The organism is Faecalibacterium sp. 7 (assembly GCF_049562865.1).
Taxonomy (GTDB): Bacteria; Bacillota; Clostridia; order Oscillospirales; family Ruminococcaceae; genus Faecalibacterium; species Faecalibacterium wellingii.
Genome location: NZ_CP186911.1, coordinates 2,389,228 through 2,408,675 on the forward strand (window position 1 = coordinate 2,389,228; position 19,448 = coordinate 2,408,675).

Sequence of the window (19,448 nt, forward strand, 5' to 3'; positions counted from 1 at the left end):
ACCCAAAAGGGGAGGGCATCCAGCACTTTGTTTTTCTATTGAATACAGGAATGTATCCATCTATTAGGAGAAGGTGCACAAATAAAAAGTAAAGCGTTTGGCGTTTTTCACAAAAGAAATTCTGACATTTTTTCAAAAAACAGGACATTTTTTGAAAGCCCTTGTTTCAGTTAAAAAAATTTGCTAAAGTGTGTACAGTAAATGAACAGCATCCGGGCCCTGTGCAGGCCGTGCTGTTCGGGAGATTTAAGGAGGACTTACTTATGAAAAAGATTTCTCGTCGTAGCTTTCTGGCAGTTGCAGGTGCAGCTGCCGCTGCTGCCGCTCTGACCGCATGCGGCGGTTCCAGCAGCTCTACTGCTGCATCCACCGCTTCTTCTGCAGCTGCTTCCGCTGCCGGTGATGCTACTGCTGCTGCAAACGATCCCAAGGTGACTCTGGTTTACGCCGAGGTCAACCCGCTGGATACCATCGTTGGCCAGACCGCTACCCACTTCAAGGAGAAGGTAGAAGAGCTGACCGGCGGTTCCGTCGTCATCGATGTGCAGGCTTCCGGTGTTCTGGGCTCTGAGAACGACGTTCTGGACGCAATCCTGGGCGGCTCTACCTCCATTGATATGAGCCGTATCTCCGCATTTGCACTGACCAGCTACGGCTGCAACAAGTCCAAGCTGCTGTCCATCCCCTTCACCTTCGAGAACCGCGCACACTTCTGGAACTTTGCCAACAGCGATCTGGCACCTGAGTTCCTGAACGAGCCTCAGGAGCTGGGCCTGCCCGTTCGTGGTGTCTTCTACGGCGAAGAGGGCTTCCGTCACTTCTTCACGGTCAACCCTGTTTCCGGCATTGATGATTTCAAGGGCCTGAAGCTGCGCGTGTCCAACGACCCCGTCATGAACGGCCTGGTCGAGGGTCTGGGCGCTAACCCCACCGTCGTTTCCTTCGGTGAGCTGTACAGCGCACTGCAGACCGGCGTTGTGGATGGTGCTGAGCAGCCCATCGCAAACTACAAGTCCAATGCATTCCCCGAGGTTGCTAACAACCTGATCCTGGACGGCCACACTCTGGGTGCTGTTCAGGCTGTTATCACCGATAACGCATGGGGCAAGCTGACCGAGAACCAGCAGGCTGCCATCATGGAGGCTGGTGCTGATACGCAGGCCTTCAATGCAGACCTGTCCGAGACCGCTGAGAACAAGGTTCTGGATGAGCTGAAGAGCTCCGGCTGCAATGTTGTGGATGTTGACGACAAGGCACCCTGGCAGGAGGCCTGCGCTAAGGTCATCAGCGAGAACACCTCCGATCAGGCTGAGCTGTATCAGCAGCTGCTGGACATGAAGGCATAATTGAAAAAGCCTTTCCTGTTCTGAGATAGTACATAGCCCGGCGGGGGACTACGGGATACGCCCGCAGACCTGCCGGGTTTTTTATATGGAGGAATTCATATGCCGAAAATCTTTACCACTCTGGATAAGATCAAGCCGGCGTACGACATCACCTACAAAGTGGTTCTGTTTATCTGCAAGCTGTTGCTGATCGCAGATATCCTCATCACTACCATGTCGGTCATCGGTCGTTACGTCTCGTTCATCCCGGACCCGGCATGGTCGGAAGAAGTTGTGCTGACCTGCATGAGCTACATGGCTGTGCTGAGTGCTGCTCTGGCCATCCGCCGCGGCGCCCATATCCGCATGACTGCGTTTGACGTGTATCTGCCCAAGATCGCCGTCAAGGTGCTGGATATTCTGGCCGACCTTGCCGTGTGCATTCTGGGCGTCATCATGATGGTGGTCGGCTGGAACTATGCCACTACTCTGGGCGGCCGCGGCTTCTACGTGTCCATGCCCTGGCTGAGCCGTTTCTGGATGTACTTCCCGGTGCCGCTGGCCGGTGTTGCCATGATCATCTTCGAGATCGAGGCACTGTACAACCACATCAAGAGCATTTTTGTAAAGGAGGAAGTGTAATATGACAGTTCAGACACTGGCAATCATTGTCCTTCTTGTCAGCTTCTTTGTAATGATCTTCCTGCGTTTCCCCATTGCATACGCCGTTGGCCTTTCCAGCGTGCTGTGCCTGATGGTGCAGGGACAGGCACTGACCGATGTCTGCCGTCTGATGGTCAAGGGCATCTCTTCCTTCAGCCTGATGGCCGTGCCGTTCTTCATCACCATGGGCGTGCTCATGGGCTCCGGCGGCATTTCTGAAAAGCTGATCGCTCTGGCTGACGCCTGTGTAGGCTGGATGCGCGGCGGCATGGCAATGGTCAACATCGTTGCATCCTACTTCTTCGGCGGCATTTCCGGTTCTGCATCTGCAGATACCGCTTCCATCGGTTCCATCATGATCCCCATGATGGTCGATCAGGGCTACGACGCCGACTTCTCCACCGCTGTTACCATCACCTCTTCCTGCGAGGGCCTGCTGGTTCCTCCGAGCCACAACATGGTCATTTATGCCACCACTGCCGGCGGCATCTCGGTCGGCAGCCTGTTCCTGGCAGGTTATCTGCCCGGCGCTCTGCTGGCCATCGTCCTGATGATCGGTTCCTACATCATCTCGGTCAAGGAGAATTACCCCAAGGGCTCTCCGTTCAGCATCAAGGGCTTCGTTAAGCAGCTGGGCACTTCCATCTGGGCACTGGCCGCTGTTGTCATCGTTGTGTTCGGCGTTGTTGGCGGTGTGTTCACTGCTACCGAATCTGCAGCTATTGCAGTTATCTACTCTCTGTTCGTGTCGGTGTTCATCTACAAGGGTCTGGACTGGAAGGGCGTCTGGCATGCACTGGATGAGTGCGTGAACACTCTGTCCATCGTGCTGATCCTGATCGCTACCTCTGCGGTCTTCGGCAACTGCCTGACCATGCTGCATGTGCCGGATCTGGCTGCAAATGCCATCACCAGCGTCACTGATAACCCCTACATCATTGCTCTGTTGATCGACCTGATCATTCTGATTCTGGGCTGCATCATGGATATGGCTCCCATCATCCTGATCGCTACCCCCATCCTGCTGCCCATCGCAACCTCCATCGGCATCGATCCCATCCAGTTCGGTATCATCGTGGTCCTGAACTGCGGCATCGGCCTGCTGACTCCTCCTGTCGGCGCTGTGCTGTTCATCGGCTCTGCCGTTGCAAAGCGCCCGATGGAAAAGGTCGTCAAGGCGACCCTGCCGTTCTACCTGTGCATGTTCGTTGCACTGCTGCTGCTGACCTTCGTGCCCGATATCAGTCTGGCAATCCCCAAGCTGCTGGGCGGCTACGTCAGCCCCATCACCAACCCGCTGGGCCCTGTGTTCATCCACTGATGGCCTGACGGTGTAAGGCAAAACTGCAAAAGTCCTCTGCATGAAAGTGCAGGGGGCTTTTTGTATGCAAAAAACTTTATTTTCCCTCTTGCATTCTGCCGGAATCGTGCTATAATAGTAAGGCAATCGTTTCCAAGGCCGCTCGACGGGGTAGCCGATATTGAAGGTTGTGATGGGCACATACATTTACAATATGGCCCCGATAAGTCAGAACCAGAAATGAGGTGAAAAGAATGAAACAGGGTATCCATCCGAACTACGTTGACTGCACCATCACCTGCGCATGCGGCAACGTCATTAAGACTCGTTCCACCAAGCCTGAGATCCACGTCGAAGTTTGCTCCAAGTGCCATCCTTTCTACACTGGCAAGCAGAAGCTGGTTGACACCGGCGGACGTGTTGAGCGCTTCAACAAGCGTTTCGGCCGTAAGTAATTATGGTTTTCTGAGCACCGTTTCCTTCGGGAGACGGTGCTTTTTTGATTTGTTTTGCATACAGCGCTGAGGACTTAATGATTCTTAAGAATTCTTTTGGCCTCTCACCACAGGATTGTCTCAATTTTTACACATTTTCCGTCTAAAATATACCAGCACTGAATTAGACGAATAAAGGAGCGTTTGCTGTGATCGAAGTATCTCATCTGAGCAAAAAATACGGCACACACCCTGCCATTGAGGATCTGTCCTTTACAGTGGGGGACGGTCAGATCTTCGGCTTGCTGGGGCCCAATGGCGCCGGAAAATCTACGATTATGAATATCCTCACCGGCTACCTTGCACCCACCAGCGGCGAAGTTAAGGTGGCGGGCTTTAGTCTGCCGGAACAGACGCAGCAGGCCAAGGCCTGTGTGGGCTACCTGCCCGAGCAGCCGCCACTCTATCCGGAAATGACCGTGCAGGAGTATCTGGACTTTGCGGCAGAGCTCAAGGGCGTCAAAAAGAAAGCAGAGCGCAAAGAACAGGTGCTGCGCGCCGCCCGCCGCACCGGGCTGGAGGATGTTCTGCCCCGGCTCATCCGCAGCCTGTCCAAGGGCTACCGCCAGCGTGTGGGCATTGCGCAGGCACTGCTGGGTGCGCCGCAGCTCATCATTCTGGATGAGCCCACCGTGGGCCTTGACCCTGCGCAGGTCATTGAGATCCGCAGACTCATTCAGGAACTGGGCAAGACCCATACGGTCATTCTGTCCAGCCACATCCTCAGCGAGGTGCAGGCGGTGTGCAGTCAGGTACTGATCTTGTCCAAGGGGCATCTGGTGGCGGTGGGCGCACCGGAACAGCTGGCCGGTATGCTGGATTCCGGCAGCTGGCTGCACGCTACCGTGCTGGGCGAAGGCAAGGCCGTGCTCAAAGCAGTGGGGGAGATTCCGGGCATCCGCAGGGTAGCGCTGGAAAGTGAAGCTGACGGTCAGGTGACCTTTACCGCAGAAAGCGTGGATGCTGCCGATCGCCGTGCTGAGGTATCCCGGGCTCTTTCGCGGGCCGGATGCACGGTGCTGGCCCTTGCCGCCGAGAGCAGGACGCTGGAAGAGATCTTCCTTGCCCTGACCGAGGGTGAGTCCGATCAAAACGATGAAGAAGAGGAGGGAAAGGCTGAATGATCGCCATTTTCAAACGCGAGGTCCGCAGCAGCTTTCATGGCATGATCGGCTATGTGCTCACGGCCTTTATGCTGGCAGCAACGGCCATCTATTTTATAGCCCTGAATCTGGGCTATGGCCTGACGGATTTTGGTTACTATACGCTGTGCCGCACGGTTTTTGTGCTGCTTTTGTATATCCCGGTGCTGACCATGCGCTGCTTTGCGGAGGAACGCCGCACCCGCACCGACCAATTGCTGCTCACAAGTCCGGTATCCGTGTGGGGTATCGTGCTGGGCAAGTTTCTGGCACTGTGTGTCATTTTTGCGCTGCCGTGCCTTGTGGATGCAGTCATGATCCTGGTACTGGCTGCACTGGGCGCATCCGGGATTGCTACAGCGGCAAATTTTGCTGCACTGCTTTGCTATTTTCTTATGGGCTGCGCGGCCATTGCCATCGGCGTGTTTCTTTCCAGTCTGACCGAAAATCAGATCATTGCCGCCGTGGCAGGTGTGGCTGCGCTGCTGCTGGCCTATATGATGCCCAGCCTGCGCAACCTGTTTACTGCCGGCAGCGCGGTGGCGTTGGCCCTGTTTACCGCGATCGCGGCAGTGCTCAGTGTGGTGGCTGGTCTGCGCACCCGCAGCTTCACGCTGGGCTGTCTGACCTTTGCAGGCTGCTGTGTGGTGCTGACGGCACTGTTTCTGCTGCAAAGCAGCTGGCTGACCGAAGCCTTCAGCGCAGTGCTCAGCGCGCTGTGTCTGTTCACTCCCTTTGAAGAGTTCGTCAACAACAGCTTTTCCATTCCGACACTGGTGTATTACCTCACCGTGATCGTACTGTTTCTGTTTTTTACGGCGCAGGGACTGGAAAAACGCCGCTGGAACTGAGAGGAGGACAATGATATGAAAAAATTCAAGCTCACTTCCTCCGCAAACGGCAAAGTGTTCCGCAGCGGGCTGTATTCCACGGCCATTCTGGCGGCAGCGATCGTGCTGGCGGTACTGGTCAACCTGCTGGCAGGTGCGATTCCGTCCAAGTACACCGAGTTCGATCTCTCTGCCGCCAAGATGTATACTCTGGGCGACAGCTCCAGACAGCTGATGCAGAGCCTTGATCAGGATGTGACGGTCTACTACCTCTGCGAGACCGGCGGCGAAGACGCCATTGTGAGCAAGCTGCTGGATCATTATGCCGATGAGAGCAGCCGTTTCCACTGGGAACAGAAAGACCCCACCCTCTATCCGGCCTTTGCGTCCCAGTACGGTGCAGAGAATGTATCCACCGGCAGCCTGATCGTGGTCAGCGGCGAGAACAGCGTGGTGCTGGACGCCGCTGAGCTCTACGAATACGACTACTCCGATTACTACACCACCGGCTCTGCAAATGTGACGTTTGCAGGCGAAAAGCAGATCAGTTCGGCCATCTACAAGCTGACCTCTGGGGCAGAAAGCCATGCCTTCTACACCACCAACCACGGTGAGCAGGCCCCTACTTCCTCGCTGACCGAAGCGCTGGAAGCCCAGAACATCGACCTGCAGCCGCTGGATCTGCTCACAGGCACCATCCCGGAAGACTGCGGACTGCTGATCATCAATGCGCCCGCTTCGGATTTTGCCTCCGACGGTCTTGTGGACGAGATCGCGCAGCTGCAGGCCTATCTGGAAAACGGCGGCAAAGTGCTACTGATGACCAGTGCCTTTGTCGATACGCCGAATCTGGACGCTGTAATGACACAGTTCGGCCTTGCCCGTGAGCCGGGCATCGTGGTGGAGGGCGATGCCGGCCATGCACTGTACGGCTACCCGTATTCGCTGTTTCCGGATCACGCCTCCGACGATGACGAAAGCACCGTTCTGGACGGTGTGAGCCAGAATACCCATGTCATGCTTTCGGTGGCACAGGGCATCACCATTGCCGAAACGGACGGCGTTACGGCAGAATCCCTGCTGAACACCACCGGGGACGCCTACAGCAAGCTGAACTATAATGAGGCGGCCACCACTGCCAAAGAATCCGGCGATACGGATGGCCCCTTTGCGCTGGCCGCGTGGGCACGCAATGAGTCTGCCGGTTCGGAGGTGATCTGGGTGGGCTGCCCCAATGTGGACAGTGAGCAGGTATACCAATCCATCCCGGGCAACCTGACCTTCCTGCAGAGCTGCGCCGCTGCGCTGGTGGGACAGAGCATGCTCATCGATACAAAAGCACTGGAAGCAGCCCCCATCACAGTGGCAGCTTCCACTTCCATGGCGCTGGCCATGGTGTTCGTGTTCGTGCTGCCTGCAGCGGTGCTCATTGCGGGTGCCGTGTTCGTGCTGCTGCGCCGCCGCAGATAAGGGGGCCACAGCATGAAAACGAAACAGCGCTCGTTGGCCGTTCTTCTGGCAATGGTGCTTGTGCTGGGCGGGCTGCTGTGGCTCATCACCCGCAGCAATGCTGCAGAAGAAGCAGCGTCCAGCGCTGCCGCAGAAGGCAGCATTGTGCTTTCTTCTTTTGCGGCGGGTGATGCGGAGCAGATCCGGTACACTTATCAGAATGAGACGATTACCCTGAATTGTGATTCCGGAAGCTGGACGCTGGCGGATGACCCGGGCTATCATCTGGATGCATCTGCCTGCAACACCATGGTCACAGCGCTGGCATCCCTGAACGCTAAGCGCCAGCTCACGGCTCAGCCCGGTGAGGACTACGGCCTTGCAGACCCGGTCGTTACTGTCACGGTAACAGCGGCAGGCGAAACAAACACCTTTGCCTTTGGCAGCCAGAACCCTGTCACAGGGGATCTGTACGTGCAAAAAACCGGAGATGATGCCATTTACACCGTCTCCGGCAACAAGGCAGCCTGCTTTGAACAGACCAAAGCGGATCTCTTTGGCGCGTTCAACCCGGCAGGACTCACAGCTTCTGTGCTGGAGAGCGTCTCCATCGCAACAGATGCAGGAACACTCTCGCTGACAGCCGTATCGGAAACGGCGGAAACGGACAGCAATTCAGCAGATGCTTCTTCCGAAAGCGCCGCTGCTTCCACTGCCTACCAGACGGTCTGGCGGCTGACCGATGACCCGGCGGCTGAATTGGACGAAGCCAAGCTGCAGAGCATCCTGTCGGCCCTTGGCGGATACGTCTCGGCGCAGGTGACGAATGCTGACCCTGCCGCTTACGGCTTTGATGCACCCCTTGCAACGGTGCGGGCCGCCTCTGCCGATGGGAGCGTGACCCTCCACTACGCCGAAAATGCAGACGGCTGCTGGATGATGGTGGATGGGGACAGCTCCGTCTATGCGGTTGACCTTGACACTGTACAGGCCCTTCTGATAACAGCTGCCGAGCTGAAAACAGAATGAAAAATCCATGTACGCCGTATGCGGAAACTCCGCTGCGGCGTATGTTTTTTTGCTGCAGCGTGTAAAGTTTCGGCAAACAGCGGCAGAGTGATTGACTTTTCAGCAAAGATTGATTAAGATAGACGGGACAGGGTAGAATAACTGCGCAATGTTTTTGTATTTTTAAGGTTCGTCATGGAGGTTGTGCGGGGTCGAGTCTGCTTTTACCGCCAAAGTGTGATGGTTGGGCAAGCAGACTCCAAGTCGCCCTGGTACGAGGGATGGGGCAGAGCCCTGTCTTTTTTCGTATCTGAGTTACAAGGAGGATGTAGTAAAAAATGGACAACTCGGTGATCGTTTCACTGCGTGATATTGTAGTGGAATTTGATGGTCAGCGCATTCTGGATGGGCTGAATCTGGACATCCATGACAAAGAGTTCGTGACCCTGCTGGGTCCCTCCGGCTGCGGCAAAACCACCACTCTGCGCCTGATCGCGGGTTTTCTGGAGCCGAATGCCGGCAAAGTGCTGCTGAAAGGTGAGGACATCACCGGCGTGCCGCCCTATAAGCGCCCGGTGAACACCGTTTTCCAGAAGTATGCACTGTTCCCGCACCTGAATGTGTTCGAGAACGTGGCCTTTGGTCTGCGTCTGAAAAAGCTGGACGAAGAAACCATCCGCCGCAAGGTGCGCAATATGCTGGAAGTCGTGGGACTGAAAGGCTTCGAGCGCCGCAGCATCAGCCAGATGTCCGGTGGTCAGCAGCAGCGCGTTGCCATTGCCCGCAGTCTGGTGAACGAGCCGGAGAATCCTGCTGCTGGACGAACCCCTTGGTGCGCTGGATCTCAAGCTGCGCAAGGAAATGCAGCTGGAGCTCAAGCGCCTGCAGCGTGAAATGAACATTACCTTTGTTTATGTCACCCACGATCAGGAAGAAGCCCTGACCATGTCCGACACCGTTGTGGTCATGAACGGCGGCAAGGTGCAGCAGATCGGCACACCCGAGGATATTTATAATGAACCGAAGAACGCCTTTGTGGCAGACTTTATCGGGGATTCCAACATTGTGGACGGTGTGATGCACCGGGATTTTCTGGTGTCCTTCTCCGGCGTGGACTTCCCCTGTGTGGACCGCGGCTTTGCCCGCGAGCAGAGCGTGCAGGTGGTAGTGCGCCCCGAGGATATCGAGGTGGTATCGCCTGTGGAAGGTCAGCTGGTGGGCGTTGTGAACGACGTCATTTTCAAGGGTGTCCACTTTGAAATGCATGTGGAATGCGAGGGCCGTGAATGGCTCATCCACTCCACCCGCGCCTGCACACCCGGTGAGACCATTGGTATGCGCATCGGCCCCAACGAGATCCATATCATGGCGCGTTCGGAGGGGTGAGCCGCGATGATGAAGATTTACGATAAAAAACTGGCTTATCCCTACTTCGTGTGGATGGTGCTGTTCACGGTGGTGCCGCTGATTATCGTTGTGTATTATGCGTTCACTGATGCAAACGGTGCATTTACGCTGGACAACCTCACCTCCATCAGCGGCTACGGCTCGGTGTTTGCCCGCAGCCTGCTGCTGGCCCTCATTGCCACGGTCATCTGTCTGGTCATTGCGTTCCCGGTGGGCTATTTTCTTTCCCGCCTGCGGGTGAACAAACAGCACATCATGCTCATGCTGGTCATGCTGCCCATGTGGATGAACTTCCTGCTGCGGACCTATGCATGGATGGGCCTGCTCAGTGTCAACGGCCCCGTGAATGCCGTGCTGGGCGTGTTCGGCCTTGGCCCCTTCAATATGCTCAACACTTCCGGCGCGGTGGTGCTTGGCATGGTGTATAACTATGTGCCCTATATGATCCTGCCGCTGTACACCAGCATGACCAAGATTGACCAGAGCCTTGTGGAAGCTGCGCAGGATCTGGGCGCTTCTACCACCAAGACCCTTGTGCGGGTACTCATCCCCATGAGCGTGCCCGGCATCAGCACCGGCATCACCATGGTGTTTGTCCCGGCGGTGTCCACCTTTGTCATCAGTCGTATGCTGGGCGGCGGTTCCAATCTGCTGATTGGTGATCTGATCGAAATGCAGTTTCTGGGCAACAGCTACAACTTGAACGTAGGCTCTGCCATGAGCCTGGTGCTGATGATCATTGTGCTGCTGTGCATGAGCTTTACCTCCAGCTTTGATGAAGATGAAATGGAGGGCGTGTCCTGATGAAAACGAAACATCTGCGCCTGATGCAGCGTGTCTATATTATTCTGTTTTTCTGCTTCATGTATCTGCCCATCGCATACATGATCGTATTCAGCTTCAACCAGTCCAAGGGCTATTCGCTCTTTACCGGTTTTACCCTCAAGTGGTACTCCAGCCTGCTGCACAACTCCGCTATCCTGCATGCGCTGCTGGTCTCGCTGGAGGTGGCTCTGATCTCTGCGGTCATTGCCACTGTGCTGGGTACAGCGGCAAGTCTGGGCATTGCGTCCATGGGCCGCAAGAGCCGCCTTGTCGTCACCAACATCACCTATATCCCGGTGGTCAACCCGGAGATCATCACCGGCATTTCGCTCATGCTGCTGTTCGTAGCCTACCAGCGCTTCGCCGGCGGCGTCTCATGGCTGCCGGATACCATCATGGGCTTCCCGACATTGCTCATTGCACATATCGCGTTCAATGTGCCATATGTTATCTTCAACGTGACGCCCAAGCTCAAGCAGCTGGACATCAAGCTGTATGAGGCTGCGCTGGATCTTGGCTGCGACCCCAGACAGGCCTTCTTCAAGGTCATTCTGCCGGAGATCAGCCCGGCCATCCTGTCCGCTTTCCTGATCTGCCTGACCTACTCCATCGACGATTTTATGATCTCCTACTTCAACTGTGGCACGGTGGAGACCCTGCCCATCGCCATCTATTCCATGACCCGTAAAAAGGTCAGCCCGGAGATCTATGCACTGTCCACCATTATGTTTGTGGTCATTCTGTGCATCATCCTGTTCTCCAATGCGATGGAAAGCCGCAATTACCGCCGCGATCAGAAGGCGCTGAGAGGGGAGGGCGTGTGATGAAACGTTTTGCTGTTTTGCTGCTGGCGCTGGCAATGACGGTCTGCTGTGCACTGCCCGCCTTTGCTGCCGGCACCATCGAAGTCACGGAGGACGTCTCGGTATCGGATGATTACGATTGGACCCGCTTCAAGGGCCAGAACGTGGCCATCAACGTTTACAACTGGGGCGAGTATATCTCCAACGGTTCGGACGACAGCGTGGATGTGGTGTCTGCGTTTGAGCAGCTCACCGGCATCAAGGTGAACTATACCACCTTTGACTCCAACGAATCCATGTACGCCAAGCTCAAGTCCGGCGCGGCCAACTACGATGTGGTCATTCCGTCGGATTACATGGTGGCGAAAATGATCTCCGAGGGGATGCTCAAGCCTCTGAACTACGACAATATCCCGAACTTCAAAAAGATCGATCCGGAATATGTGGATCCGGATTACGACCCGCAGAATGCATACACCGTGCCCTACATGCTCTGTACCACCGGCATCATTTATAACACCACCATGGTGGACGAAGCACCCACCAGCTGGGCTGATCTGTGGGACGAGCAGTACGCAGGCAATATCCTGATGTTCAACAACAGCCGCGATGCCTACGCCATAGCTGCGTTTAAGAGCGGCCACAACATCAACCCGCAGTCCACCGAAGAAGTGGACGAGGTGGTGGAGGAACTCAAGGCGCAGAAGCCGCTGGTGCAGGCATACGTCATGGACGAGATCTTCGATAAGATGATCGGCGGCGAGGCAGCCATCGGCGTGTACTACTCCGGCGATGCCATCACCATGATCGATGACAACCCCGACCTTGCATGGGTGTTCCCGGAGGAGGGCAGCGTGCTGTCTGTGGACTGCATGGCCATTCCTGCTGCCAGTGAGCATCAGGAAGCTGCAGAGATGTTCATCAACTTCATGTGCGAGACAGATATCGGCAAGGCAAACGCCGAGTACATCGGCTACACCACCCCCATGCATGATGTGTGGGAGGTGCTGGACGAGGATCTGAAGGAGAGCGAGATCGCTTATCCGCCGGAGGAAGCTGCCGCTAAGGAAAAGGTGTTCACCGCCCTGAGCGACGATGTGAACAGCGAACTGGATGTAAAGTGGAGCGAAATGAAGAGCTACGACGAGGGCGGCAGCAGTCTGCTGTTCCTTGCGCTGCTGGCAGCTATGGTGGCACTGGCCTGCTTCAACATCTGGCGCAAGGTGCGCAGGCGTGCCCGCAATCAGTATTGAGGAATCGTTTTCATAAGTATTGCCCACTGCATGAAGGGCCTTTTGAGCCAATACTGCTTACGAAAACAGGTTCTGAATGCAAAGGAGGCTGCTGCACAGAACAAGGTGCGGCAGCCTTTTTTATAGAAAGAGGGAAAACCATGGAACAATATTTTTACACGGAAACGATGACCGTTATGAATGCAGACGCCGACTTCCGCAGCCTGCTCAAGCCCAGCGCCCTGCTGCGCTATGTGGAGCAGATTTCGACAGACCACGCCCGCGCCTTTGGGATGGATGACCAGTTCTTCAAAGATCGCGGCGTGGCCTTTCTGGTGGGCAAACAGGCTCTGAAGTTCAGCCGTGTGCCGCAGCGTGCCGAAACACTGACCCTTACCTCCCGGGCGCAGGTCAGCAAACACGGTTCCGTCAAACGCATCACCACCCTTACCGATGCCGAGGGCAAAGAGGTGGCAATGGTGGATTGCCGCTGGATCGTGGTCAGCCTTACCGAGGGCCACATCCTGCGGGAGCCGGGCTGGACGGTGGAAGGTTTCTGGAACGACACCGTAGAGGACGAACTTCCTTTGCTGCTGCATAAGTGCAAGGACGGTCTGATCAGCGCAGGGGAGTGGACGGCGCATTATTCCCAGTGTGACTTGAACGGCCACCTGAACAATGCCTTCTATCTGGATCTTGTCTGCGACGCCCTGCCGCTGGAAATAGTGCGCAAGGCCCCTGTTACCTTTGCCTCTATCAATTATCACCGGGAAATTCCTCTGGGGGAGACGGTAGAAGTGCTTTACGCGCCCTCCGCAGACGGCTGGTATGTTATCGGCAGGCATAACGGCCAGACCAGCTTTGAGTGCTATCTGGAGGTGGGAAAGACAAACGTGTAAATCGTTGATTTCTCAAGAGAACCGCTGCGTCGCTTTTAGCTGAAAATAAGCGAGCAATGCAAAAAATCGTCACCCGTGCAGAAAAAACGGCGCATTTTGAGAATTGCATCCTCTGAGGAACAGGGAGTACTCTTTTATTAGAAGGATCTTCTGATTGTCCAAAGGAGGATAAACCAAATGAAAAAACATCTCCGAGTCCTTGCGGCCGTTCTGGTACTGTGCTTCAGTCTGCTGTGCCCGGCGGCATCTGCCGCCAGTGTACAGACTGCGGCCTGCAAGCCGTCCACTGCAGCCGTTCAGACCATTTCTGCCGGCAAAAAGACGGAGCAGATGGTCTGGGTCCCAACGCACGGCGGAAAAAAATATCACAGCAAGTCTACCTGCAGCAATATGAAAGACCCGAAAAAGGTTACATTATCGAAAGCAAAAGCGGAAGGCTTCACTGCTTGCAAAAAGTGCTATTAAGAAAATAAATAATGATCCGCAAAGCCCTTGCCGGAAATTTTCTGGCAGGGGTTTTATATGTGTCTACAAAAAGTTAACAAAAGAAATTACAGAAAAATTACAAAAGCCTATTGCAAATTGGTTTCAAAAGAGTTACAATATGGTTACAGCAAGGGCACAAGCCCAGCTGAGTGTGAAATCTTTTTCTTCTTGTTTTAGGGATATCGGGCACAGGTTCTCCTCCTCCGACTGTTCTCCTTCACAGTTCGTGAGCCATGTGCCGCACAGGCGGTATCCCGCTTCGTGTGCAAAAAAGCTCGTCCGTTCTGGACGAGCTTTTTTGCATCCTCTGCACCCTCAAAATGACTTCCCGTGCGGGAAAGTATGACCTTACCTCATTTTGGTGGTCAATTTGTCTGTTTTTCCGCAAAGGACATTTACAAAGTTTGGCGCGGCAGGGGTTTGTATTCTGGCTGGCTTTGTGGTAAAGTATATTCAATCAATTTATACACCGCAAACATGAAATTCGTTTTATGCTTTTGCTGTCTTCCGTTTTTGATGCGTTGAGAGAAAAGGAGTTTGAACATGGCTTATTTCTATGAAGAACCTTCCCGCACTTTCGGTGAATACCTGCTGATCCCCGGCTATTCCTCCGCTGAAAACGTTCCCACTGCTGTCAGCCTCAAGACCCCTCTGGTCAAGTACCGCAAGGGTCAGGAAGAGTGCCCTCTGCAGATGAATATCCCCATGATCAGCGCCATCATGCAGTCGGTCTCCGGCGATAAGCTGGCCATTGCACTGGCTCGTCAGGGCGGTGTGTCCTTCATCTATGGTTCTCAGAGCATTGAAAACGAAGCCGCTATGGTGCGCCGTGTCAAGAGCTTCAAGGCTGGTTATGTCGTGTCCGACTCCAATCTGGCCCCCACTGCCACCCTGCACGATGTGCTGGAGCTGAAGGCACGCACCGGCCACTCCACCATTGCCATTACCGCCGACGGCACCCCGGGCGGCAAGCTGCTGGGCATTGTGGCATCTCGTGACTACCGCATCAACCACACCCCGGATGATGCCCCTGTCACCACCTTCATGACCCCGCTTGAAAAGCTGGTCACCGCTCCGGAGAATACCTCTCTGCACGATTGCAACAACATCATCTGGGACAACAAGATCAACACTCTGCCTCTGGTGGATGCTGAGGGCAACCTGAAATATATGGTGTTCCGCAAGGACTACGATTCCCACAAGAAGAACGCCAACGAGCTGCTGGACGCCAACAAGAGCTATGTGGTGGGTGCCGGCATCAACACCCGCGACTATGCCGAGCGCGTGCCTGCACTGGTGGAAGCTGGTGTGGATGTGCTGTGCATCGACTCTTCTGAGGGCTATTCCGAGTGGCAGAGCCGCACCATTGGCTGGATCCGTGAGCACTACGGCGATACCGTCAAGGTGGGCGCAGGCAATGTTGTGGATGCCGAGGGCTTCCGCTTCCTGGCCGAGGCAGGCGCAGACTTTGTAAAGATCGGCATTGGCGGCGGCTCTATCTGCATCACCCGCGAGACCAAGGGCATTGGCCGCGGTCAGGCTACCGCTGTCATCGAGGTAGCAAAGGCTCGTGACGAGTACTTCAAGGAGACCGGTATCTATGTGCCGATCTGCTCCGATGGCGGTATCGTTCACGATTATCACATCACGCTGGCTCTGGCTATGGGTGCCGACTTCGTCATGCTGGGCCGTTACTTCGCCCGCTTTGACGAGAGCCCCACGAACAAGGTTCGCATCAATGGCCAGTATATGAAGGAGTACTGGGGCGAAGGCTCCAACCGTGCCCGCAACTGGCAGCGCTACGATCTGGGCGGCTCCACCAAGCTGAGCTTTGAGGAAGGCGTGGACAGCTACGTGCCCTATGCCGGCCCTCTGGCTGATGGCGTGCAGACCACTCTGTACAAGGTCAAGAGCACCATGTGCAACTGCGGTGCACTGTCCATTCCCGAGCTGCAGCAGAAGGCCAAGCTGACGGTTGTTTCTTCCACCTCCATTGTGGAGGGCGGCAGCCACGATGTCGTGCTCAAGAATGCTACCCCCAACATCATCAATGGCTAAGCTTTTTTGATTGCAAAGCCGCCTGTGCCGTCTGGCATGGGCGGTTTTTTGCATAAAAACTCTTGAACAAGCCCGCATTTGGTGATATCATGATAGAAACGCACTGTCAAGACAGGCAGGCATGCAAACCTTCCCACAAGGAAGAGGAACGGCAAAGGCCGGAGGAAGCCTTTGTCAGGTGCAAAGAAGAGAGGATACTATTCATGGACGAAATCAAGGTTGTGCCTTATATCCCGGATGAGGACTACGACAACCCCGCAATGGTCGTGGATTTTTACGAATTTACTATGGCCAACTGCCTTTTCCTGCACGGATTCAAGGATACTACACTGGTGTTTGATATGTTCTTCCGCAAGAACCCGGACAATCAGGGTTACTCCATCAGTGCCGGCCAGCGCAAGCTGACCCGTTTTCTGCTGAATTATCATTTCAATGCACAGGATATCTGGTGGCTGCGCACCAAAGGCATGAGCGAGGAATTCTGTGAGTATCTGCGCACGTATCAGTGGAAGGGCGATATGTATGCACTGCCCGAGGGCACGGTGGCCTACCCGCATGTACAGATGGTACGCATTGAGTGCGACCTTGTGGGTGCGATCCTGATCGAGACCTACCTGCTGCAGACCATGAACTTCCACAGCCTGATCGCGACCAAGGCCACCCGTGTCACCGGCCTGAACACCCATACGCCCCGCAGCGTCATGGAGTTCGGAACCCGCCGCGCACAGGGCAAGAGCGCTGGCAACGATGGCGCATACGCTGCTGTTCTGGGCGGCTGTGTCGGCACAGCCAACTGTCTGGCGGAGATGAAGTTCGGCGCAGACGTCAAGGCCGTTGGCACTGTGGCGCACAGCTTTATTGAGTTCTTCCCGACTGAGTTCGACGCTTTCAAAGCATTTGCAGATACCTATCCGGATTCGGTCAGCCTGCTGCTGGATACCTACAATATTATGGAGAGTGGTCTGCCCAATCTCATTAAGCTGGACGATTACCTCATCGAAAAATATCCCAACGACCCGAACCGTCGTGTCAAGAGCGCCCGCATCGACTCCGGTGACCTTGCCCGCGGCTCCAAGCGCCTGCGCAAGGCGCTGGATGCAGCAGGCAAGCCCTACATCAAGCTGGTGGCGTCCAACGGTCTGGATGAGAAGAAGATCGCCAACATGGAGCTGTACGAACACGCTCATTTTGACTCTTACGGCGTGGGCGAAAACCTGATCACTTCCGCTTCCGACCCCGTGTTCGGTGGTGTGTACAAACTGGTGGCAGTCAAGAAGCCGGATGGCAGCTATACCCCCAAAATGAAGTGCTCGGATTCTGCCAGCAAGGCCATCATTCCGGGCAAGAAGATGCCGTGGCGTCTCTACGATGAGAACGGTCAGGCGCAGTGCGACCTGATCGCTATGGATGATGAGGTCATCGAGGCCGGCAAACCCATCACCATGGTCAATCTGGACTCGGATGCCATCGAGCGCACCGTGACCATCACACCCACCAAGGTCAAAAAGCTGCTGGTGCCCCACATCCTGAACGGCCAGCTGGCCATTGAGCTGCCCTCTATTGCAGAAAAGAAGGCCTACATTGCAAAGCAGCTCACCGAGGAGACTTGGGAAAGCGAACTGCGTCTGGAATGCCCGCATAAGCACTATGTGAATATGACGCCGGCTGTGGCCGAGTGCCGTTCCAAGATGTATGCAGAGCTGCATGGCGGTAAGGTATAAAAGCTTTTCTTGACAAAAAAGCAAGCCTGTTGTATTATAAGAGCTGCCGTTTGAAAAGACGGTGGCTCTTCTTATGCCGCTGTGGTGAAATTGGCAGACACGAGGGACTTAAAATCCCTTTCTGGAGACAGAGTACGGGTTCGACCCCCGTCGGCGGCATGGACAAAAAGCACCTGAAATCGCTTGATTTCGGGTGCTTTTTGTTTGCCCAAAACCCGCCGGATAACCCACTTGCAGGAAATGATATACTAAAGCAGCCCCGAGGGACCGTCAGGCTCCCCGGGGCTGCTGCGATGTATGGCTTTTTCGGCCGGGCATTTTACTTTTCCTGCGCTTTCCGCTCTGAAGGGGCGAGGGGTGCTTTTTGCAAGCCACAGTTCTATCTGCCCGGGACAGGCATATACTCATAGCAAGCTGGCAACCCCAAAAAGGAGGAAGAAATTGTGGACGAGTATTACCGTGCAGTACGGCAGCTGCCTTCGTGGCTGGCACAGCCTTTGGGGCAGCTTCCGACATCAACAGCGGCACAGATCCATGAGCTGCGATTCCGGACAGGGCATGGCATTTTTCTTACGATGTCAGGTCGGCAGGTCTGCCTGAAGGAACTTTCTGAGTGTCCGCAGTCACTGCGGGAATGCATACTGGATCAGCTGCAGCTCGAAGAGATCTTTCACACTCTGTGCGGTGGTGCGGTCCATGCACATCAGAACGAACTGACGCAGGGGTTCCTTACCACACCGTCCGGCTGCAGGGTCGGAGTTGCCGGCCGCTATGTGGACCGCGACGGGCAGATGATCCTGCAGCAGGTGCTGGCGTTGAATCTGCGGATCGCGCGTGCAGTTCCTCTGATGCTGCCGGACAGGCTTTGCGAGATCCTGCAAAGGCATTTTATCGGGATGCTTGTAGTCGGTGAACCGGACAGCGGCAAAACAACATTTCTGCGGCAGATCGCTCAAAGCCTTGCCGGAATGCAGCGGAGAGTCTGCGTGGTGGACGAGCGTGGTGAAATTTATCCGCAAGAACTTTCAGGTCCGGATCAGCAGCTACCCGCGGTGGATACCCTGTCCGGCATTCCAAAGGAGCATGCCGTGCAGATGGCACTGCGCACTCTTTCACCGCAGGTGATCGTTCTGGACGAGCTGGGTTCACTGGCTGAAACAGCAGCGCTGGAGCAGGGCTTTTTCAGCGGGGTGGATTTTATTGCAAGCGTTCATGCCGCAAGTGCGGAGGAAGCAGTCAGACGACCGCAGGTGAAGGCTTTGCAGCAGCAGGGAATGCTGCGTGTACTGGTGCTGCTGCAAGGCTGCGCCGAGCCGGGCAGGGTCCGGCAGATCGACGAGTTATGATCCAACTGTTTCATTGGATGGGAGCAGCGCTGCTTCCGCTGTGCGGATGGCTGACCGGAGCAGCCCTTCAGGCAGGAAAAGAGCAGCATATCCTGCAGCTGCGGCATACTGTGGAATTGCTGCGGCGCATCCGGCAGGAAGTGGCATACCGCAGGCCGGATATGGAGCTGCTCTGCCGCTGTCTGATACAGGAAGGGCTGCTGACGCCTGCGGAAAAATTGCAGGCTCTCGCGCCGCCTGCAAGCTTCCGCGCCGAAGAGCAGCTTTGCTTTGAACAATGCTTTTCCGGCCTCGGCCAGTGCGAAGCTGCGCAGGAGTGTGAACGACTGGACTACTATACCGCGCGCTTTGAAGCGTTTCTGCAGCAGGCTCAGCAGGAAGCAGCCGCCTGTGCTGGCCTGTCCTGCAGGCTGGGGCTTGCGGCAGGAGCTGTTCTGGCACTGATTTTTTTGTAAGCGCA

The 19,448-nt window shown here is 55.4% G+C and carries 17 protein-coding genes, 1 tRNA gene and 1 pseudogene; all 19 read left to right on the plus strand.

The window, feature by feature from the left end; genetic code table 11:
• The first annotated feature begins 263 nt into the window (after positions 1-263).
• Positions 264-1,346, plus strand: a complete 1,083-nt coding sequence (locus ACKXF7_RS11860; protein WP_339394906.1) for a TRAP transporter substrate-binding protein — start codon at positions 264-266, stop codon at positions 1,344-1,346.
• Positions 1,347-1,445: 99 nt separating this feature from the next.
• Positions 1,446-1,967, plus strand: coding sequence for a TRAP transporter small permease (locus tag ACKXF7_RS11865; protein WP_097774911.1), 522 nt, complete (start codon positions 1,446-1,448; stop codon positions 1,965-1,967).
• A gap of 1 nt (position 1,968) precedes the next feature.
• A complete protein-coding gene (locus ACKXF7_RS11870) occupies positions 1,969-3,309 on the plus strand; it encodes a TRAP transporter large permease (RefSeq protein WP_339394905.1) in 1,341 nt (446 codons plus the stop codon).
• A 233-nt stretch (positions 3,310-3,542) separates the two neighbouring features.
• A complete protein-coding gene (gene rpmE, locus ACKXF7_RS11875) occupies positions 3,543-3,743 on the plus strand; it encodes a 50S ribosomal protein L31 (protein ID WP_005926533.1) in 201 nt (66 codons plus the stop codon).
• Positions 3,744-3,931: 188 nt separating this feature from the next.
• Entirely contained in the window at positions 3,932-4,906 is a 975-nt protein-coding gene (locus ACKXF7_RS11880) for an ABC transporter ATP-binding protein (RefSeq protein ID WP_423741401.1), read from the plus strand.
• The gene (locus ACKXF7_RS11885; RefSeq protein WP_423741402.1) at positions 4,903-5,775 is read left to right on the plus strand and encodes an ABC transporter permease; all 873 of its coding nucleotides are present in this window, start codon (positions 4,903-4,905) and stop codon (positions 5,773-5,775) included. Before ACKXF7_RS11880 ends, ACKXF7_RS11885 begins: the two co-directional genes overlap by 4 nt.
• 15 nt (positions 5,776-5,790) lie before the next feature.
• On the plus strand, positions 5,791-7,224 hold the full coding sequence (locus ACKXF7_RS11890) for a Gldg family protein (protein ID WP_423741403.1): 1,434 nt from the start codon (positions 5,791-5,793) through the stop codon (positions 7,222-7,224).
• Between the two features lie 12 nt (positions 7,225-7,236).
• Positions 7,237-8,232: a DUF4340 domain-containing protein gene (locus ACKXF7_RS11895; protein WP_423741404.1), complete on the plus strand. Its 996-nt coding sequence runs from the start codon at positions 7,237-7,239 to the stop codon at positions 8,230-8,232.
• A 317-nt stretch (positions 8,233-8,549) separates the two neighbouring features.
• Positions 8,550-9,597: pseudogene (potA, locus tag ACKXF7_RS11900) on the plus strand (spermidine/putrescine ABC transporter ATP-binding protein).
• 9 nt (positions 9,598-9,606) lie between these two features.
• Positions 9,607-10,422, plus strand: a complete 816-nt coding sequence (locus ACKXF7_RS11905; protein ID WP_249238708.1) for an ABC transporter permease — start codon at positions 9,607-9,609, stop codon at positions 10,420-10,422.
• Complete coding sequence (locus ACKXF7_RS11910; RefSeq protein WP_249236667.1) at positions 10,422-11,267, plus strand: ABC transporter permease; 846 nt, start codon at positions 10,422-10,424, stop codon at positions 11,265-11,267. Before ACKXF7_RS11905 ends, ACKXF7_RS11910 begins: the two co-directional genes overlap by 1 nt.
• The gene (locus ACKXF7_RS11915) at positions 11,267-12,499 is read left to right on the plus strand and encodes an ABC transporter substrate-binding protein (protein WP_423741405.1); all 1,233 of its coding nucleotides are present in this window, start codon (positions 11,267-11,269) and stop codon (positions 12,497-12,499) included. Before ACKXF7_RS11910 ends, ACKXF7_RS11915 begins: the two co-directional genes overlap by 1 nt.
• A gap of 140 nt (positions 12,500-12,639) precedes the next feature.
• Positions 12,640-13,377 carry an acyl-[acyl-carrier-protein] thioesterase gene (locus ACKXF7_RS11920; RefSeq protein WP_423741406.1) on the plus strand — a complete coding sequence of 246 codons (738 nt, stop codon included), beginning with the start codon at positions 12,640-12,642 and terminating at the stop codon, positions 13,375-13,377.
• 177 nt (positions 13,378-13,554) lie between these two features.
• Positions 13,555-13,842, plus strand: a complete 288-nt coding sequence (locus tag ACKXF7_RS11925) for a hypothetical protein (protein ID WP_423741407.1) — start codon at positions 13,555-13,557, stop codon at positions 13,840-13,842.
• Between the two features lie 564 nt (positions 13,843-14,406).
• Positions 14,407-15,921: an IMP dehydrogenase gene (locus ACKXF7_RS11930; protein WP_348583480.1), complete on the plus strand. Its 1,515-nt coding sequence runs from the start codon at positions 14,407-14,409 to the stop codon at positions 15,919-15,921.
• Between the two features lie 203 nt (positions 15,922-16,124).
• Complete coding sequence (locus tag ACKXF7_RS11935; RefSeq protein WP_339394896.1) at positions 16,125-17,642, plus strand: nicotinate phosphoribosyltransferase; 1,518 nt, start codon at positions 16,125-16,127, stop codon at positions 17,640-17,642.
• A 75-nt stretch (positions 17,643-17,717) separates the two neighbouring features.
• Positions 17,718-17,801 (plus strand) — tRNA-Leu (locus tag ACKXF7_RS11940).
• Positions 17,802-18,085: 284 nt separating this feature from the next.
• A complete protein-coding gene (locus ACKXF7_RS11945; RefSeq protein ID WP_423741408.1) occupies positions 18,086-18,988 on the plus strand; it encodes an ATPase, T2SS/T4P/T4SS family in 903 nt (300 codons plus the stop codon).
• Positions 18,985-19,443, plus strand: a complete 459-nt coding sequence (locus ACKXF7_RS11950; protein WP_423741409.1) for a hypothetical protein — start codon at positions 18,985-18,987, stop codon at positions 19,441-19,443. The genes ACKXF7_RS11945 and ACKXF7_RS11950 overlap by 4 nt, the downstream gene beginning before the upstream one ends.
• The last annotated feature ends 5 nt before the right edge of the window (positions 19,444-19,448 follow it).

Bases quoted from the DNA above. Each gene is read 5' to 3' on its own strand.
- ACKXF7_RS11860 (WP_339394906.1), top strand. From the start codon at position 264: ATGAAAAAGATTTCTCGTCGTAGCTTTCTGGCAGTTGCAGGTGCAGCT.
- ACKXF7_RS11865 (WP_097774911.1), top strand. From the start codon at position 1,446: ATGCCGAAAATCTTTACCACTCTGGATAAGATCAAGCCGGCGTACGAC.
- ACKXF7_RS11870 (WP_339394905.1), top strand. From the start codon at position 1,969: ATGACAGTTCAGACACTGGCAATCATTGTCCTTCTTGTCAGCTTCTTT.
- rpmE (WP_005926533.1), top strand. From the start codon at position 3,543: ATGAAACAGGGTATCCATCCGAACTACGTTGACTGCACCATCACCTGC.
- ACKXF7_RS11885 (WP_423741402.1), top strand. From the start codon at position 4,903: ATGATCGCCATTTTCAAACGCGAGGTCCGCAGCAGCTTTCATGGCATG.
- ACKXF7_RS11890 (WP_423741403.1), top strand. From the start codon at position 5,791: ATGAAAAAATTCAAGCTCACTTCCTCCGCAAACGGCAAAGTGTTCCGC.
- ACKXF7_RS11895 (WP_423741404.1), top strand. From the start codon at position 7,237: ATGAAAACGAAACAGCGCTCGTTGGCCGTTCTTCTGGCAATGGTGCTT.
- ACKXF7_RS11905 (WP_249238708.1), top strand. From the start codon at position 9,607: ATGAAGATTTACGATAAAAAACTGGCTTATCCCTACTTCGTGTGGATG.
- ACKXF7_RS11910 (WP_249236667.1), top strand. From the start codon at position 10,422: ATGAAAACGAAACATCTGCGCCTGATGCAGCGTGTCTATATTATTCTG.
- ACKXF7_RS11915 (WP_423741405.1), top strand. From the start codon at position 11,267: ATGAAACGTTTTGCTGTTTTGCTGCTGGCGCTGGCAATGACGGTCTGC.
- ACKXF7_RS11920 (WP_423741406.1), top strand. From the start codon at position 12,640: ATGGAACAATATTTTTACACGGAAACGATGACCGTTATGAATGCAGAC.
- ACKXF7_RS11925 (WP_423741407.1), top strand. From the start codon at position 13,555: ATGAAAAAACATCTCCGAGTCCTTGCGGCCGTTCTGGTACTGTGCTTC.
- ACKXF7_RS11930 (WP_348583480.1), top strand. From the start codon at position 14,407: ATGGCTTATTTCTATGAAGAACCTTCCCGCACTTTCGGTGAATACCTG.
- ACKXF7_RS11935 (WP_339394896.1), top strand. From the start codon at position 16,125: ATGGACGAAATCAAGGTTGTGCCTTATATCCCGGATGAGGACTACGAC.
- ACKXF7_RS11950 (WP_423741409.1), top strand. From the start codon at position 18,985: ATGATCCAACTGTTTCATTGGATGGGAGCAGCGCTGCTTCCGCTGTGC.